Annotated in this window: 14 protein-coding genes; all 14 read right to left on the reverse strand. The window is 46.1% G+C overall.

The annotated features are described in order from the left end of the window. Positions 1 to 9: 9 nt before the first annotated feature. The 14 genes from MKX40_RS30595 to opp4B all read right to left on the reverse strand — a co-directional run bounded on the left by MKX40_RS30595 (position 10) and on the right by opp4B (position 18,363). Entirely contained in the window at positions 10 to 1,296 is a 1,287-nt protein-coding gene (locus tag MKX40_RS30595) for an adenylosuccinate synthase (RefSeq protein WP_339238880.1), read from the reverse strand. 444 nt (positions 1,297 to 1,740) lie between these two features. Further along, positions 1,741 to 3,102 carry a replicative DNA helicase gene (dnaB, locus tag MKX40_RS30600; protein WP_253442260.1) on the reverse strand — a complete coding sequence of 454 codons (1,362 nt, stop codon included), beginning with the start codon at positions 3,100 to 3,102 and terminating at the stop codon, positions 1,741 to 1,743. A 1-nt stretch (position 3,103) separates the two neighbouring features. Then, complete coding sequence (gene rplI / locus MKX40_RS30605; RefSeq protein ID WP_036611925.1) at positions 3,104 to 3,547, reverse strand: 50S ribosomal protein L9; 444 nt, start codon at positions 3,545 to 3,547, stop codon at positions 3,104 to 3,106. Then, on the reverse strand, positions 3,544 to 5,535 hold the full coding sequence (locus tag MKX40_RS30610) for a DHH family phosphoesterase (protein WP_339238881.1): 1,992 nt from the start codon (positions 5,533 to 5,535) through the stop codon (positions 3,544 to 3,546). The genes rplI and MKX40_RS30610 overlap by 4 nt, the downstream gene beginning before the upstream one ends. Positions 5,536 to 5,546: 11 nt before the next feature. Beyond that, positions 5,547 to 6,458, reverse strand: coding sequence for a DUF2232 domain-containing protein (locus MKX40_RS30615; protein ID WP_339238882.1), 912 nt, complete (start codon positions 6,456 to 6,458; stop codon positions 5,547 to 5,549). A gap of 5 nt (positions 6,459 to 6,463) precedes the next feature. Beyond that, complete coding sequence (locus MKX40_RS30620) at positions 6,464 to 6,766, reverse strand: MazG-like family protein (protein WP_253442948.1); 303 nt, start codon at positions 6,764 to 6,766, stop codon at positions 6,464 to 6,466. Positions 6,767 to 7,031: 265 nt separating this feature from the next. Beyond that, positions 7,032 to 7,457 (reverse strand): CBS domain-containing protein, encoded by a 426-nt coding sequence (locus MKX40_RS30625; protein WP_339238883.1) that lies wholly within the window; start codon positions 7,455 to 7,457, stop codon positions 7,032 to 7,034. 184 nt (positions 7,458 to 7,641) lie between these two features. Next, positions 7,642 to 8,676, reverse strand: coding sequence for an LCP family protein (locus tag MKX40_RS30630; protein WP_091035261.1), 1,035 nt, complete (start codon positions 8,674 to 8,676; stop codon positions 7,642 to 7,644). A 432-nt stretch (positions 8,677 to 9,108) separates the two neighbouring features. Beyond that, positions 9,109 to 10,698, reverse strand: a complete 1,590-nt coding sequence (locus tag MKX40_RS30635; RefSeq protein WP_339238884.1) for an MFS transporter — start codon at positions 10,696 to 10,698, stop codon at positions 9,109 to 9,111. Positions 10,699 to 10,924: 226 nt separating this feature from the next. After that, positions 10,925 to 13,354, reverse strand: a complete 2,430-nt coding sequence (locus MKX40_RS30640; RefSeq protein WP_339238885.1) for an alpha/beta fold hydrolase — start codon at positions 13,352 to 13,354, stop codon at positions 10,925 to 10,927. A 119-nt stretch (positions 13,355 to 13,473) separates the two neighbouring features. Then, positions 13,474 to 14,364, reverse strand: coding sequence for a D-alanyl-D-alanine carboxypeptidase family protein (locus MKX40_RS30645; protein ID WP_339238886.1), 891 nt, complete (start codon positions 14,362 to 14,364; stop codon positions 13,474 to 13,476). A gap of 252 nt (positions 14,365 to 14,616) precedes the next feature. Then, on the reverse strand, positions 14,617 to 16,446 hold the full coding sequence (locus MKX40_RS30650) for an oligopeptide ABC transporter substrate-binding protein (RefSeq protein WP_339238887.1): 1,830 nt from the start codon (positions 16,444 to 16,446) through the stop codon (positions 14,617 to 14,619). Positions 16,447 to 16,465: 19 nt separating this feature from the next. Continuing rightward, positions 16,466 to 17,371: an ABC transporter permease gene (locus MKX40_RS30655; RefSeq protein ID WP_253442274.1), complete on the reverse strand. Its 906-nt coding sequence runs from the start codon at positions 17,369 to 17,371 to the stop codon at positions 16,466 to 16,468. Positions 17,372 to 17,400: 29 nt separating this feature from the next. Further along, entirely contained in the window at positions 17,401 to 18,363 is a 963-nt protein-coding gene (opp4B, locus tag MKX40_RS30660; protein WP_253442276.1) for an oligopeptide ABC transporter permease, read from the reverse strand. Positions 18,364 to 18,369: the final 6 nt, after the last annotated feature.

The following is an 18,369-nucleotide window of genomic DNA, read 5'->3' on the forward strand; positions in this document are numbered from 1 at the left end:
TTTCTGCAATTACTCGTAGATTGGAAGAACTTGATTCGTTTGCTCACGGTTACGACCAACGGAGAAGATCGCAATTGGAATGCCCGTCAGTTCGGAAACACGTTTTACATAATTCTGCGTGTTCACTGGCAGGTCTTCAAGTTTCTTCGCTCCAGTGATATCTTCGCTCCAGCCTGGCATCTCTTCGTATACCGCTTCACATTCAGCCAGCATTTTGAGGCTTGCCGGATAGTGTGTGATAACCTCGCCGCGGAATTTGTATCCTGTGCAGATTTTTACGGTTTCCAGACCCGTCATTACGTCCAGAGAGTTCAGGGACAGACCTGTAATACCACTAACACGACGCGCGTGACGAACAACAACACTATCGAACCAACCCACACGACGTGGACGTCCAGTTACCGTACCATACTCATGTCCCGTCTCACGGATTTGGTCGCCGATCGCATCATGCAATTCCGTAGGGAATGGGCCATCTCCTACACGAGTTGTGTAGGCTTTGGCTACCCCAATAACTTGCTGAATACGAGCTGGGCCTACGCCAGACCCGATACATACGCCACCTGCGGACGGATTGGATGATGTAACAAATGGATAAGTTCCTTGGTCAAGATCCAACATCACGCCTTGTGCGCCTTCGAACAATACTTTTTTGTTCTCATCAATATATTCGTTCAGAACAACGGATGTATCACGTACATAAGGACGCAGAATTTCTGCATATTCGAGGTAATCTCGCAGAATCTCTTCCACATCAACAGGCTGACCGCCATAGACTTGCTCAATGACGCGGTTTTTTTCTTTGACCAGGTGACGCAGTTTCAGTTCGAAATCTTCAGCATCCAGCAGGTCAACCATTCGAATACCGATACGAGCTGATTTGTCCATGTAACATGGGCCAATTCCTTTGCCAGTCGTACCAATTTTGTTCGGGCCTTTGCTCTCTTCTTCCAGTGCATCCAGTACCATGTGATATGGCAGGATGATATGTGCACGCTCACTGATGGACAGGTTCTTCGTTGTAAAATCATTGTCATGAATATAATTAATTTCTTCGATGAGTGCCTTCGGGTTGATAACCATTCCGTTACCAATAACACACGCTTTATCCGTGTAGAAAATCCCTGATGGAATCATCGTCAGTTTATATTTTTTGTTATCAATCAGAATTGTATGACCCGCGTTGTTACCACCTTGATAACGAGCCACCACATCAGCGCTCTCCGCCAAATAATCCGTGATTTTACCTTTTCCTTCGTCTCCCCATTGCGTTCCCACTACAACTACCGTTGACATAGTTAACATTCCTCCGTGGGTGCCTTGCGCACCTTTGTATTGGTCTGTCCGTCCTCTATCCCGGCAGGCATGTTACGCAATAAACCGACTGAGAAGCGTGCTAACGGACAGTAAAAATGTCCTTCCGTTACATTCAAGGGAAGGTTTGCGCTGCTTTAACGCAGCAGTATTAGTGTACCAGTACCTTTTTTCAAAGTCAAATCAAATGGCGAACAATTAGATATAGTACAACTGTAATGTTCGGGATTTACCCATAATTTCGACACAAAAAACCGGAGACCTCAGTCCAATCTTGCTTGACTGCTATCACCGGTTCAAGGATATCTATTTCAATGTGAATCTATATCTGGTATTTATAACACATGTTTGAGTTCAGTTGCTCTAATAGTTGATCTTCGGGACAGACGAGTTTGCTTCCTGATCGAAGCCGTCAGCACCTGCCCGTTACATCGCAAAGGCGTCATTGTGCGCCCTCTCGTAGTTGACGAATTTATTAAAGTTTTTCAGGAAGACCAGTTCTACTGTACCTACCGGACCGTTACGCTGTTTGGCGATAATGATCTCGATAATATTTTTCTTTTCGGTATCCTGATTATAGTAGTCATCCCGGTAGAGGAACGCTACGATGTCGGCATCTTGCTCAATCGAACCCGATTCCCGCAAGTCACTCATCATTGGACGTTTATCCTGACGCTGCTCTACACCCCGGCTCAGCTGAGACAAGGCGATAACTGGAACTTCCAGTTCCCGGCCAATTTGCTTCAGTGTACGTGAGATCTCGGATACCTCTTGTTGACGGTTCTCCCCGGCTTTGCCGCGTCCACTAATCAATTGAAGGTAGTCAATCAGTATCATACCCAGACCCTTCTCCTTCTTCAGACGACGGCATTTGGCACGAATATCGGCTACCGTGATACCAGGTGTATCATCGATATAGATATTAGCTTCGTTGAGAGCTGCGATACCCATCGTCAGCTTCTGCCAATCTTCATCCCCTTTGAATTCCCCTGTACGAAGAACTCCCGCGTCCAGGTTAGCTTCCGCACAGATCATCCGTTGTACGAGCTGTGCAGCCGACATCTCCAGACTGAAGATGGCTACCGTTTCTTGCGCCCGGATGCCTACATTCTGGGCAATATTCAAGGCGAAGGCCGTCTTACCTACGGATGGACGCGCCGCTACAATGATCAAGTCACTGCGCTGGAAGCCGGCAGTCATCTTGTCCAAATCGATGAAGCCGGAAGGGATACCAGTTGTCGTTCCCCGATTCTGATGCAGCGTTTCGACTTTATCGAATACTTCCATCAATACGTCCTGAATGGCTATAAAACCACTACTGGAGCGACGATTGGAAATCTCCAGAATACGACGTTCAGCTTCTCCAAGCATGGCTGCAACATCTTCGCCGCCTGTATATCCTTCACTTACGATCTGTGTTGCCGTACGAATCAGACGACGCAGCATCGATTTCTCTTCGATAATCTGAGCGTAATAGTCTACGTTCGCGGCTGTAGGTACACCATGTGCCAGCTTAGCCAGATAACTAACGCCGCCGATGTCCTCCAGCTCACCTTTATCCTTCAGAAGCGAAGTCAGTGTCACGAGGTCAATCGGTTGATTTCCCTCACCCAGCTGAATCATCGCTTCAAAGATTAATTGATGGGGTTTATCATAGAAATCCTCGGTTTGCACCCGTTCCATCGCTGTAATCAGGGCTTCACCCTGCAACAGGATTGCACCCAGCACGGCCTGTTCGGCTTCCAGGTTCTGCGGGGGAATCCGGTCGAATAACATTTCTCCGCCCATCTTACTCTTCCGTTACCTGTACCTTCAAGGTTGCCTTCACTTCAGGGTGAACCTTGACAGTTACTTGTGTTACGCCGAGTGTACGAATAGGCTCGTCCAGCTCAATTTTGCGTTTGTCTACTTTCAAACCCTTTTTAGACAAAGCTTCTGCGATCTGTTTGCTGGTAATGGCGCCGAACAGACGACCACCTTCGCCGGACTTGGCTTTCAGTTCAGTCACTTCTGCTTCCAGCTTCTTCGCGAGTGCTTCCGCTTCTGCTTTCTCTTCCTGTTTGAGTCGTTCCTCAGCTGCCTTCTGGTTGTCGAGTGTCTTCATGTTGCCGTCCGTTGCCAGACGAGCAATTCCCCGTGGCAGTAGGAAGTTCTGTGCGTAGCCCTCAGATACTTCCTTCACTTGCCCTTTCTTGCCTTGACCCTTCATATCTTTTATAAAAATGACTTTCATTCGAACAGCCCCTCTTCCTTTTCGATTTCAGCCAGTACGTTCGTCAGCCGTTTTTCTGCCTCTCCAAGCGTTCCTTCGAGCTGAACGGCAGCATTCGTCAAATGTCCGCCACCGCCCAGTCGTTCCATGACAACTTGAACATTCATGCGTCCCAGCGATCTCGCGCTGATGCCAATCAGTCCATCCGGACGCTCACTAATTACAAATGAAGCGACCACGTCAGTCATGTTTAGCAATGTGTCCGCCACCTGGGCGATCATCATCTGTGAAATCTTGCTGCCAGGGTCCGTGACCGCCAGCGCAATGTTCCCGTATACCATTTTAGCATGCTTTATGATTTCTGCCTTAGCAATATATTCTGACAGATCTTCTTTCATCAACCGTTGGACCATAATGGTGTCCGCACCACTACGTCGCAGGAAACCTGCGGCCTCGAACGTTCTAGACCCGGTGTGCAATGCAAAATGCTTCGTATCCATCGTGATTCCGGCAAGCAGAGCCGTAGCTTCAAGTGGAGTAAATTGTACTTTGTCATGAATATATTGCAAAAGCTCCGTTACCAGTTCCGCAGCCGAAGAAGCGTAAGGCTCCAGATAGATCAACACAGCATCATTGATGAACTCCTCACCCCGACGATGGTGATCCACAACGACAACACGGGTTGCAGACTGCACCAGTTTCGGCTCCATGGTCATAGAGGCCTTGTGTGTATCCACCACAACCAGTAGCGTGTGCTCTGTCATCATCTGGGTTGCTTGTTCCGGTGATACAAATGCCTTGGACAACTTCTCGTCCTTGTTCACTTGCTCCATCATCCGTTCAATCGCTGGATTGATTCCATCCAGAACAATGCGTGCTTCCACATTGTACAGGCTCGCCGCTTTCCATACCCCGATGGATGCACCGATTGCGTCCATATCCGGAATTTTGTGCCCCATGATGAGCACTCGATCGCTCTCCTGCATGAGGTCACGCAGCGCGTGCGCAATAACTCGTGCTCTCACTCGTGTTCGTTTCTCCACGGCGTTGGACTTGCCCCCGTAGAAAGACAGACGTTGCCCCGATTTCACAGCCGCCTGGTCGCCGCCGCGTCCAAGTGCCATGTCCAGACTGGACTGTGCCAATTCTCCCATCTCACTGATGCTATCCGAACCAAACGCGAGTCCGACACTGAGTGTCATGGGCACTTTGAGGTCAGCGGTCATCTCCCGAACTTCATCCAAAATGACAAATCGGCTCTGCTCCAGTTCTTGCAATGACTTATGATTCAGCATCAACAGATAACGATCCGAAGACAGCCGGCGCAGGTACACTTCATACTGTTTGGCCCATGATGTAATCTCACTGGTCACACGAGCAATGAGCGCGGTACGCTGCTGGTCGTCCATGCCTTGGGCAGCCTCGTCCAGATTATCCAGAACGAGAATACCCAAAGCCAGGCGTTCATTTTCATATTTATCACGAAGAATGGCTAGCTCCGTAATCTCGTATACATATACATACCGCTCCTGCGGGTTATGAATAACTCCATAATGCCGATCATCCAACTGGAATTCGTCATGGAATTCCCTGGATGCATGTTCCTTCGTCCCATCCTTCTTCTCTTTAGGCTGAGGAAGTTTGGGAAACAAATTAAGCAGCGGATTACCCACCATTGTCTTCTCCTGGAACATCTCCGCAACAAAGCGATTATGCCACTCTACCGTACGATCTTCGCTGTACAGCACAATTCCGAATGGAAGCATGCTGACCGCTTCCCCCTCCATCCGTTTGATCCGGATAGACAGGCCATTAATATAGTCGTTAAGCTCACGGCGGAACGCCAGCTCCGCCTTAATCATGACGATTCCCAGCGCCGAAGCCAGTATCAGACTAATCAAACCAAGCGTCCAGTTATAAATGGTAACGAACATAACGAGCAATAGCAGCAGTATGAACGCCCATACGGTATAGTAGCCGTGCCAGCGTTTCTTCAGAAATTTAGGCAAGACTCATCACCCTATCGTTTTGATTTCGATATTGCCTCACGAAGCGGGAACGCCAGATCGATAATTCCGATAATCCGAAGCGGACCAATGAAGAAGACCGCAGCCGCCAGGAAATAAGGTATAACCGGATTCCATTTCTTTGTATGTGAGAGAAAGAAGAAGAAGCCGATCGCTTGAATCATGAAGCCCAGATTGATTAATGGCGACAGGTTCATGGCAATCATCGTCCAATATGTTCCATCACTTTGTCTCGAGATCACTTCGATCAACAATGCGAGGAAATAATACCAGATCAATGCACGCGGCATACGCCACTCTCTCGCTGGTGGAAGCTTTGATACCACCACACCCATCACATTCAAAATCGGGCGCGCAATGGCGTGCGTAATAAAGGCCATTACCATCGATGTAACAACGAGAGCAAATGGGATCATAAGCTGCGTTTGCTTGGCGACATCCTCGGTCATCTCAGGAGTCCATGCAAACCCGTTAATCATCTGATTCGATGAATTCGTTAACGGTTCAATGGTCAATTTGACTACATCTTCAATATAACTGGACAGGTCGAATTGGAAAATGACACTGCCAATCAAGAGCAACAACAAGTATTCTGCCAACATCATGCCACTTCCCGCCATCAGTGCAAACAGCGCCGATTTGCGTGTTTTATACGCGTGACCCATAACGATCGCTGGCAGGGTAAAGATAAGCAATAGTAACAGATAGATGGGGTGGAATACGACCAAAATAACAGCTACAGGCACGAGATGCCATATAAAAGATTTTAAAGATAATGAAGCATACAAAATAACTCCCGGTATCATCATAAAAAATATGGCAAGTACCGATAAAGGAGTTAACAGCGAAAGTAGCAAGAGCAGATAAACTGCGCTCCAAACAGCTGATTTAAAGCTAAATTTCAACAAATTCACCTCTTACGCATATGATCTTCTAACGCGGAAATATCCTGGTACCAGTCTTCAAGCTGGTGACCTTCCTGTTTATGCTTTCTCAACTTCTCAACTAGCAGAGCATCCAGATCCTTGAAAGGAATACCGAGCCTGCGGCCCAATATGTAACTACTCATAATCAAACTGGCAAGACTGTCCCCGATTCGAGTTGTACTGCCTTCCCATAACGCCTTGAATAATCGGGATACCTGATCAAGCACTTCGGTTTTCAGCCATTCAATCACTTTAGCACGTTTGGCTACATCCAGTTCTTTAGGCATATTGGCGAAAGTCACTCTCCCCCGAAAAAGCTTTATTCTCCATTATAGCATAAAAAGAGGGCCCGCAAAATTACCCCAAAAAGCGGAGAAGTTCTCCGAAACTGATGTCAGGTACTTATGCGGAGTCCTCCGTACATCTTATCGACCTATATATTTGTCAAAAGCTTCGAGTGCGCCCTTGGTTCAGCACTTCTTAAGTTTAACATGATACTGGATGGCTGTGATTATCCCTCATGAAACCATAATATTTAAATTCGGTACAGCTTTACTTAACCTTGATTGATTCTTTGGCTACAATACCCTCGCAGTACTCAATAATTTGACTCCGTCTGACAATACCAATGAATCGATCCATATCGTCGACCACAGGAACAAAGTTCTGAACTTTAGCCAGATTAATCAGGTCTTCCATGTTGGCGTCAATGGATACGGGTTTAATATCCAAGCGGAGTGGAACGTCTTTGAGTAGAAATTTTGAAGCGTTTTCAAATGAAATCTTTCCCTCGGCATTCTTCATATACCACAGTAAGTCGCCTTCGGTAACCGTACCAATATATTTGCCCTCTTTATTCAAAATGGGAACCGCCGTAAAACGATGATATTCCATCCGTTCCAACGTTTGCCGCAGCGTAGAATCCGACGTCACACACGTAACCTCTTGTTTGGGTAGCAAAAAGAATGCGATGTTCATACCCTTGTGTATCCTCCTTATGAATTTCTTCGTTCAACTTATCTCGCTCAACTTATATTATACGGATTAGAACGCAGGATGTTCCAAAAGGATCACAGTTCTCACTGCAAAGAAAAAAAACAGCAGCCCGCGAATAAACGTACTGCTGATTGTGGTCTACAACACATCATCGGTATGGAATTGGTTATTCAATCTTTTGCCGGTCAGGGATCATTACTTCGCCGGCTGGAGTCGATTGATCCATCCAGTTGTTAATCAGCTCTTTGGCATATTGGACATCTTTCTCGTCAGCCTGGCCATAATAGATACCATCCTTTTTCATCCCCTCACCAAGAATGGTGAAGCTCGAAATCTGAGGTTTCTCCTGAGTAAGCACCTGTTTAGCCAGATCAATAATAAACGAAGCTCGCATATCCGTCTGGAAGCTGTCTCCCATAATCTGAATCAATTCGGGAATTTTGGCGATTTGATTCAAATTGAGCATCTCATTCGCCATCGCGTTCAGGAAAATCTGCTGCCGCTTAGTACGATTAAAATCACTATCCTCACGGTATCTTACATAATACAATGCTTCCTGCCCGTCATAGATCGGCTTACCGCCTTCAATCGTGAATTGCACATGATCCGGGTTCTTGTTCACAATGTCCTCATCAATTGGCAGTTTTACACCACCAAGCGCATCAACTACTTTTTTGATCCCGTCAAAGTTGATCGTTGCATAGTAACCTACATCAGCATCAAGGAATTTCTCCACCGTATTGATGGACATATTCTCCCCACCAAAAGCATAGGCATGCGCCAGCTTATCATAATCATCTACGCCGTCCTTGTTTGCATCCCGTCCAACAATCTGCACATACGTATCACGTGGAATGGATACCAGAAGCACACGAGATTCCTTGGGGCGTACTACAGCATAGATAACCGTGTCTGAACGTCCGCGCGTCTTCTCATAGGCACGTTTATCCGAACCCAGCAGTAACACGGAGAAAGGTTCCTTACGGTATACTGTTGGATCAGGCGTATTGTTGCCTTCTTGCGGTACATAAGAGCGGGATAGCTGATCTTCTACCGAGCCGGCGAGAAACAGATCAAATGCCGCCACAGCCAGCTGTTGACGGAACAAATAACCTCCGATTAACAAAACAACAAGTGAAACGAGCGTTATATATAGGCCTTTTCTTCTTTTCTTCTTCTTATCTTTAGTTCTGCTTTTCATCCATTGATTCCTTCTTCACTGTCAAAATGATACTGCCAGGCTATATAAGTTTCAGCTAATATTTACACAAATAACGGAGAGGTCAGAGAAAACCTGAAGAAGCGTAGCGCTCGCCTTTATTACCGGATTTTAACCTTTGGAAAGGAAATCAAAAAATCTGGGGATAACAGCGATCGGGAGGTTACTCTGAACTCGCAGTGATGCAGTGTAACGATTCGTTGAACTTATATAATACCAATTAAACGTCTGAGATACCTTGTGACTCGGTGTTCTTCAAAGTTTTCTCTCTCTGGAATCAAGACACCGCTTACGCTCGTTCTATTGTAATCATTGCGGGAGGAGGAAAAGTTACAATCCGGTTAAATTGAAAAGAACAGTGACTCCTTTTTCGTTTCAAAAGGTACACTGTTCTCTTCATTTTCACACATGATTTTATCCGTTCGTCGATACACTTTCCACATGAAGATTCTTCTCTTTATGACGCAGACGTCCCGTTATAAGCGCAGCCACCAGCGTAAGCACACTGAATATAACCGCGGACCAGAAAAGTCCACTGTAACCTTCGCCTGTCGTTTGATGCAGGGCCTGAAGCAACACATCGCGGATACCTTCATCAGGGATCTGGGACAGGCCCTCGGCCAGACTGGAGACATCACTCCCCGATGCCCCGCCTGACGCATATTGTTGCAGCATTTCAGGTGGCACCTGAATTCCTTTATCAGCGAATCCTGCCTGAATGTTGGACCCCAGATTAGTGAAAGAACGTGCCAGGAATCCGGCGAAAATGGTAGGTGCAATAGCCATTGCCATCTGCCGGAATAACGAGCTGGTCGCTACCGCGATACCTTTGTTATTCTCCCCCGCCTGTTCGGTGACAAGTACGTTAACTGGCGCACCAAGCATCATGCCAAAACCGATACCTACGAGCGTACTCGCGATGACAAATTGCCAGATATGCTCCACCCACAGCGGGAACAGCAGGAACCCAATGGCAGATAATAACCCCGCAACCGATAACGTCCAGATTGGCCCTTTGCGGTCAACAAGGTAGCCACCTCCGCCCGCCCCAATACCGGATGCCAGCGCGAGTGGAGTAAACCAATACCCGGAAGCCGTATTGGATACGCCAAGATACTGTTCAACGAAACCGGGAATAAAGATCACCGAGGCCAGAATGGCTCCCGAGAAAAAGGCAATCAACAGCGTCCAACGAAAGGATGCAATGCCCAGAAGCTGTGTTGATACAACAGGTTCACGTTCAGATCCTTCCAGTCTTTTTTCCATGAAGTAAAAGAGCACCAGAATGATTACACCTGCCAAGAAAAAGCCGAAGAACATTGGTGACCCCAGGCTTTGAATCATGTTCACACCATCCAGATTGCTGAAGCTATACATTAGACTGAGTACACCCAGCGTCAGGACAGCAATACCGCTCCAGTCCACTGCTGCACGATTAAGCTCCTGCTCTTCATGAATAAATCGGATACCTGCAATGAATAGCAGGATGGCAATAGGTACGTTGATCAGGAATAACCAATGCCAGTTGCCCGTAATGTCCAGTATAAAAGCACCGATATTCGGCCCCAAAATGGCCGCAACACCATTCATACCCCCTAGCAGACCCAAGGCTGTACCTTGACGCTCCGCTGGGAACTTACTTAGCACGTAGGAGCTGGCAATGATAAATATTCCCCCACCGCCCAGAGCTTGAATGACACGAGCGATCAGGAAGAACGTAAATGATGTGCTTAGCGCAACCAGCAGGGACCCGATCCCAAACAGCGCCACTTCTATCAAAAACAGTTTCTTGCGACCATAACGGTCAGACAGTTTGCCTGCAATCGGAACACTCACCGCAAGCCCAAGTGTGTAGAGCGTAATCGTCCATGCTCCCCACGTTGGTGACACACCAAATGATGCATTTAAGGTGGTCAGTGAAGAGGTGATGATTCCGTTATCCAGTGCAGCCATAAATACCCCTATGGCAAATAGGACCAGCGGCCATTTCATTTGTTTTTGCATCACATGTTACCTCCCGATCAGATCTTGATTTAAGTATCGTACAGTGGGTCTGATACATATATATTAAACCGAATTGAATAATAATGACTCACTGGTCATTTTAAAACAAAAGAAATCCATATGTCAATTTAACAATATAGTTTATGGTTCATTTTTATCTGTGATCCGATAAAAAAGCTGCCCACAGGTTTGGTAAACCTGCGGGACAGCCCTCATGCCTAACGTATTATGGCTGCATCAGGTGACGATTCAGGAATTTCTCAATCGCACGATACAGATCAAGCTGATTCTCCACATTTGCGAAGCCATGACCTTCATTGGTCTTTAACATATAGGGTACATCGACTCCACGCTTGCGTAATGCTTCAACAATCTGGTCTGACTCGGCTTGTTTGACACGTGGATCATTAGCGCCCTGAACCACGAATAATGGAGCCTTCATCTGGTCGATGTGGAAAAGAGGTGAAATCGCTGTTAACAGCTCCTTGTCTTTTACGGGATCTCCTACACGTTCATAGAACATACTACGCTCAGACTCCCAATAAGGTGGAAGTGAGTCCAGAAGGGTGAAGATGTTGGAAGGACCCACATAGCTGATGCCAGCAGCATAGACATCCGGTGTAAAAGCCAGTCCTGCCAGAGCGGCATATCCACCGTAAGAGCCTCCATATATGGCTACTCGTTTTGGATCAACCGTCCCCTCTTCAACCAGCCAATTCACACCGTCTGTGAGGTCGTTCTGCATCGCTTTGCCCCACTCTTTATTACCTGCATCCAGGAATTCTTTGCCGTATCCCGTGGAACCACGGAAATTGACCTGAAGAACAGCATAACCACGGCTTGCAAGGAATTGAGTCTCAGGATTGAAGCCCCATGAATCACGCGCCCAAGGACCACCATGTGGAACAACCACCAAAGGCAGGTTAGAAGTCTCAGCTCCTTGAGGAAATGTTAGATAACCATGAAGGGTCAGACCATCACGTGACTTATACGTAATAGGCTTCATATCTGCCATTTGACTCTCATCAATCCAAGGTGCAGCATCAGCCAGTTTATCGAGTTTGCCTGTTTTGGAATCATAGAAATAATACGTTCCCATTGCTTTGTCACTATACGCTACGAACAATACTTGGCCTTCCTTACTTATGCTACCGATACTAACTTCCTTGCCTGGCACTTTCTCTTTGATATCCTGCATTAATGTTTTGAACTCTTGATCAAAGAATTCATAGTTCACTTTATCTGTCTCATATACAGCAGCAAGAATAGTACCCTTTTCTTTGGAAGGTACGAAGTTGCTTACATCCACATCTTTATTTTCATAGATGGTTTTGGTTACCTTTTTGCTGCTTGGGCTGTACTCGACAATCGCCGTTTTGTCTCGCTCCAAGTTGGATATCGCATAGATATTTTTGTTATCATACGTGAACATGACTGGCGCAAAAGTCTCTCCAAGCTTCGTTGTCAGAAGCGGCTCAAATTCTTTGTCCTCCGATTCACGATACAGTAACGAAGACACATTGCCATCACTGGACACGGCAACACGAATTTTACCTTCGTGATCCGTCAGCCAGCCCGTAATATTACCCGGGTTCTCTGCAGCAAGTACAGCATCCCCTGTCTTGATGTTAATCCGATACACATCGAAAATGCGCGGATCACGCTTGTTCATGCCTACCAAGATTTCATCCGGAATATTCTCAAGCGGATCTACCAGGATGGCTCTTGTGTTAGGATATGGCGTCAGATCCTTGCTGTTTTTACCATCGATATCCGTGACATATATATGGTAATTCTCATCGCCTGCCTTATCTTGTACATAGAGCAGCTTTTCATTGGTTGCCCAAGCAAATCCTGCAATATTACGTTCTGTTTCGCTCGTAATCCGTGCAGGCTTATCCTGGCCATTTGCAGTAACTACGATATTCATGCGGTTGTTCCACGGCTCCAGGTAAGCAAGATGCTTACCGTCCGGGGACATCTGGAACCCTGCCTGAGCAGGCTGTTTGAAGAAGTCTTCCAGAGGAGTAAGACCATCCGATTTCACATCGAGTCCAAGCGCCAGATATAGTGCATCAGCGAATTCCCCATGGGTGACTGACTGTTTGGCGTTAAATGCGCTACCTTCGATAATAAAATGCTGTTTCACCCGCGCAGCGTCATCCGCATGCACAGCTGGGATCTGATCGGCATCACTGTATACGACTTGGATTCCGTTATCCTTCAGTTCAAATGCACGTGTGAACAACGATGCCATCTGGGCGCGTGTAAGTGGAGCATCGGGGGCATAGCCTTTGGCTTTCCCTTGAATAAATCCGCCTTGTTTTAATGCGTAGATGGCAGGCGCAGCTTCATTCTCTGGCAAAACATCTGCAAAACCCTTGAGTGATGCAGGCGCATCCAGTTGAAGTACCCGTTGCAAAATGATTGCTGCCTCCGCGCGAGTGATTGGAGTCGTTAATTGGGCCATGCCATCTGTCGTACCATCTATGTATCCGAGTTGTTGCAGTGTTTGTGTTGCCTTGGAAGCAATTGCCTCCGAGACAGAGGCTGTAGGTTTAACGGCTTCGGCCGCCTGGACAGCCGGTTGAATCAGTGCGATGGACATAGCCATAGTAAGCGTGAGAGCGTATACCTTTTTACTAATTGCGTTCAAACAATCTCCCCCTTTAAAGTGAATTACATAATAATATGGAATTATACGTAAGTCATTTTACCATGATTAACCATAAGTTAACAGCGAGATGTCTCTCTGAGCAAGCCCATGTCCACTCTTTATTTTGAGCCCGAAAATCCATAGTTGAACAACTTCCGTGTTTCCACAAAACGCCCTTCACGGGTATCGGTCCCAAAAACAACTGAAATCAGTCTTTTGCCATCACGTTCAGCTGTCCCCACAAAGTGATATCCCGATTCTTCATCATATCCGGTTTTCAATCCGTCATTCCCATCATAAGCATAAGGCCCACCAATGGAGGACAACATCCAATTCGTGTTGCTCATGTACATCCCTTTTTGATGCATGGAGACTTGCATTTGACTGGAGATTCTTAAAATCTCGGGATGGTTATTCAGCAGATATCGCGCAAGTTTGCATGCATCTATAGCCGTCATTAAGGTTTGCCCTTGTATTTCCATCGGACGGTTAGGACCAAGCAGCTTTTCACTGAGGCCCGTTGAATTCGTGAATTGTGTATTTTCAGACAACCCGATCTGAGAAGCTTTCTGATTCATCTGCTGCACAAACTTCTGCTCTGAACCACTGATATGTTCAGCGAGAGCGACAGTTGCATCATTGGCTGAATAGACAGCCACGATCTCGAACAGCTCCTGAACGGTGAATTGCTCTCCCTGCTTCAGCGTCAGTTGACTGCCACCCACGGAACTGGCATACAGACTCACATTAACTAGATCGTCCCATCTTATATCTCCTTTAATCACGGCTTCCATCACAAGCAGTTCTGTCATCAACTTACTAACGCCTGCAGGAGCAATCTCTTCGGAGCCGTTAAAATCCATTAGGATCTGTTCGGAGTTCATATCCATTAATACCGCGGATTCAGCTTTAATTCCCGGTTTGCCTACCAGCATGTCCGGTTTTACACCCAAATATATAATGAGCAGTAGAGCCAGCAGCATACCTGCCCGTTTCCACCATTTTTTCATAAGATGATCACCTCTTACCTATATAGACGAAGTGAAGAGGCATTTTGTCTGCACTTTTTTGAAAAAAAGTTAAATTTTTTTTATTTTTTGGTTACAAAAAAAACATGAACCCCATACACCCATGCCAGAGTGTACAGAATCCATGTTTGTAAAGACACTTTAGTTCAATTTCCCAGGAGAATTCTTCATCATAATCTAGCAACCGACTTCTTAAAGGACCCCAATCCTTACAGTTGCTACTGGAAGAAAGGATTACTCAGCTACAACTGCTTTTTCTGCATTCACTTGCAAGTCGCTCAGGTAAACACCTGTTCCATCGCCAATCGCGTAGTTCATTACACGTTTGTTAACTGGTGCTACAACTGCGCGATACAGTGTAGGGAATACAGGAACTTCATCTACCATGTATTGCTGCCATTGATTGTAGATCTCTTTACGCTTGTCTACATCGAATGCTTCAGCAGAGATACCTTGTGCCAGCAATTTGTCATTCTCTTCGCTGGAGAATCTGGAGAAGTTGTAGAGTGCATCACGGCCGTACAGGCCAGATGGATCTACGTCAATACCAACACCCCATGCGGCTTGATACACATCAATGTTCGGATCATCTTTACCTGTGTTACCTACACGGTCATAGAAGCTGTTGAATTCAACCATTTCCAGGTTTACTTTCAAACCAATAGCTGCCCATGATTGAACATAATAACGTGCCAATGGTTCAGCTGTGTCGCCACCTGTCATGGATACAAAGTTGATTTCGAGTGGTGTTCCATCCGGATTCGTACGGAATTCACCATCCAGTTTGTAACCAGCTTCATCAAGCAAAGCTTTCGCTGCTTCTGGATCATACGTTACACCTGGATTGCTGGCATCATGGAATTCTGGGTGAGACGGTGGAATCAGGGTTGTTGCATTCCAACGCAGGCCATTATAGAAACGTTTACCAACTTGATCGTTATCTACAGCCATCCACATTGCTTTACGCAAGTTTTTGTCGCCCATTTTTGCTTCAGCATTGCTTTTAACTTTTCCATTCTCTTCATCCCACGTTCCCAGTTTGAAACCGATGTACGTATAAGCACGATCGATTGCGCCCAGGAATTCTACGTTGGACAGGTTAGCATTGTCTTTATATTGATCTGTCGGGAAGGCATCCACGAGGTCTACCCCGCCAGATTTCAGTTCTTGAACAACCGTTGTCGGGTTGATAACTTTCAGAGTTACACTATCCAGTTTTGGAGCTCCACGCCAGTAGTCATCGTTTTTAACAAAAGTTACAGACTCACCTGGAGTGATAACATCCACTTTAAATGGACCAAAACCAATTGGTTTTTCACGTACTTCTTTGGAAGAAGACATTTTTGCTACATCCATATCTCCGAAGATATGTTTAGCGAGTGGGTACGTCCACACGCCACCTGTCAGCAGGGACGGAGTAGATTCTTTATACGTAATGCTGATTTGTTTGTCGCTCAGCACCTTAATACCAGAGATTGTTTTTGCTTTTCCAGCATGATACTCATCCATACCCACTACACTAGTGAAGTTGGAGTCGTAACGTGGACCATCATACGCTTTGTTACCGATAACTTCATAAGCAAACTGCAGATCTTCAGCCGTTACCGGCTTACCATCATGCCAGTTTACATTGTCGCGAATAGTCAGTGTGAACGTTTTACCATCTTCGGAAGTCTCATATGTTGCAGCACCATCATTGGTGTACACATAGTCTTTATCCCAAGTCAGCAAACCTTCATCGAACCATTGAAGAACCTGTGCATCCGGGTTACCGGAATAAAAGTTGAAATTCAGTGTACCTTCAAAAGCAGTATCCGATACAAGTCCGAATGTAATTGATCCACCTTCGATCGCAGTACCTTCATTCGTTTTGACATTGTTGAAGTCTTCAATGGAGTAAACGCCCTCTTCATTAGCAGGTTTTTCCTCCGTTTTTCCCTCTTCTGTGTTGTTGGTAGCAGGAGCTGGAGTAGCTGCTTCTTTTTCAGAGCACGCTGCGAGCACCAATACAAAGACCAACATCATCGTGAAAAATAGTCCCCGTGAAAATAATCCCTTTTTCATGAACCTTTCCTCCCTTTTTTTAACCTCTTCTTTGTCTTGCATCAGTCGCACGCTTTAGGGCTTGACCGACATTATTTATACTCAACATCAATACCAGGATCAGTACTGATGCGGGTAGCCATATCCACCATCTGGATTCCAGGGTTTGCGGATTACGTGCATAACTTACGAGTGTTCCAAGACTAGGCGTACTTTCGGGAAAACCAAACCCGAGGAAAGACAGCCCTGATTCGAGGCCAATGTTGGCAGCGAGATTCAATGTCATCGTTACGATGATAATGGAGCTCAGATTCGGAAGAACCTGTGAGAGCATAATCTTCAGATGAGAAGAGCCCAATGTTTTTGAAGCTTTTACATAGTCCAGCTCCCGTTCCTGTAATGCTTTAGAACGAATCAATCTGGCGATACCCATCCAGAGAAACGCCGTCATGATTAGAGAGAACGAGATGATATTGTATTTCGGTACTGCCGTAACAAACGCGATAACAATCATCAACATCGGAAGGATCATGAAGAAGTCAACAACACGCATAAACAGGTTGTCTATCATTCCACCGAAGTAACCGGATAAAAGGCCAATTAAGATACCTATGAAGCCAGTCATTAACGTTACAATAATTCCAATAGTCAGCGAGTTACGTGTACCAATGACCAGTTGGCCAAATACATCACGACCCCCATAGTCTGTTCCAAGCCAATATTGTGCAGAAGGTGGTTCATATAAGGCAAACAGATCCACGCGTACGATATCATCCTGATTCAGAATGAGAGACGTGCCATACACCAGCAACATGACCAAGCCCAAGAAAATGAGCGAGATTAGTGCCACCTTATCTCTGACAAGCTCCCTCCATAAAATACTCAAACTGGAGGGGCTTTTATCAACTTTTTGTGAAGTTACAACTACCTCGTTGGCCTTGCTCATCTTGTTTTCACCCCGAAATCTTCAAGTTCTTACTTGATCCGTATACGTGGATCTACAATTCCCAGAATTATGTCAGACAGCAATGCCCCGAGAATGGAAGCTACGCCATATAACAATACGAGTGCAGTCACAACGCTGAAGTCACGCAATGAGATGGAATTCAGGAACAACTGCCCCATACCTGGATAACTGAATATGCTTTCGATAAATACGGTACCACCGATAAGCCCCGTAATCTCATATCCGAAGAATGCGGCGATAGGTAATAGCGAGTTTCTCAAAATATGTCTGTTATAGATCCGGGATTCTGAAGCCCCTTTGGCTCTCGCAGTAATAACGAATTCCTTATGCTTGATATCAATGATTTCACTACGCAAATATTGAACGGTAGATACCGTTGTAATCAGTGCCATGGATAATGCCGGCAATAATAGATGATAGAACTTACTCATTACGTAGCTGAATGTGCCTGGTGTAAGTCCTGGCGCAACGCTTCCTCCCGTCGGGAACCAGCCGAAATGGAATCCGAAGATCCATACCATCACCAGTGCGAAGATAAACAATGGAGCGGCGAAGCCCAAGTAGGTGTAACCAGTGATCAACCGATCAGACCAGGTATCGTTGTAACGACCACTGATGATACCCAGAGGAATAGCAATCAGGTAAGTCAGTACAAGTGTCGCCAGTGCGAGCCAGAACGTGTTTGCTACACGTTGACCGATCAGGTCCGTAACGGGCATTTTGAAACGGAAGGATTGTCCAAAATCACCTTGGATGGCGTTTTTGATCCAGTCCCAATATTGCACGTACCAAGGATTATTCAATCCCAGTCTCTCTCGCTGGGCTTCCAACGCTTTGGGATCAACGCTTGGATCAAGCAATCCGGTTAGCGCATCACCCGGCATGGCCTTGGCCATCAGAAAGACCAAAAGACTTAGTAAAAAGATCTGAGGGATCATTATGATAATTCTGCGTACTATCGTTTTCCACATATGGCC

Origin of the sequence: Paenibacillus sp. FSL R5-0517, from assembly GCF_037974355.1 — a bacterium.
Taxonomy (GTDB): Bacteria; Bacillota; Bacilli; order Paenibacillales; family Paenibacillaceae; genus Paenibacillus.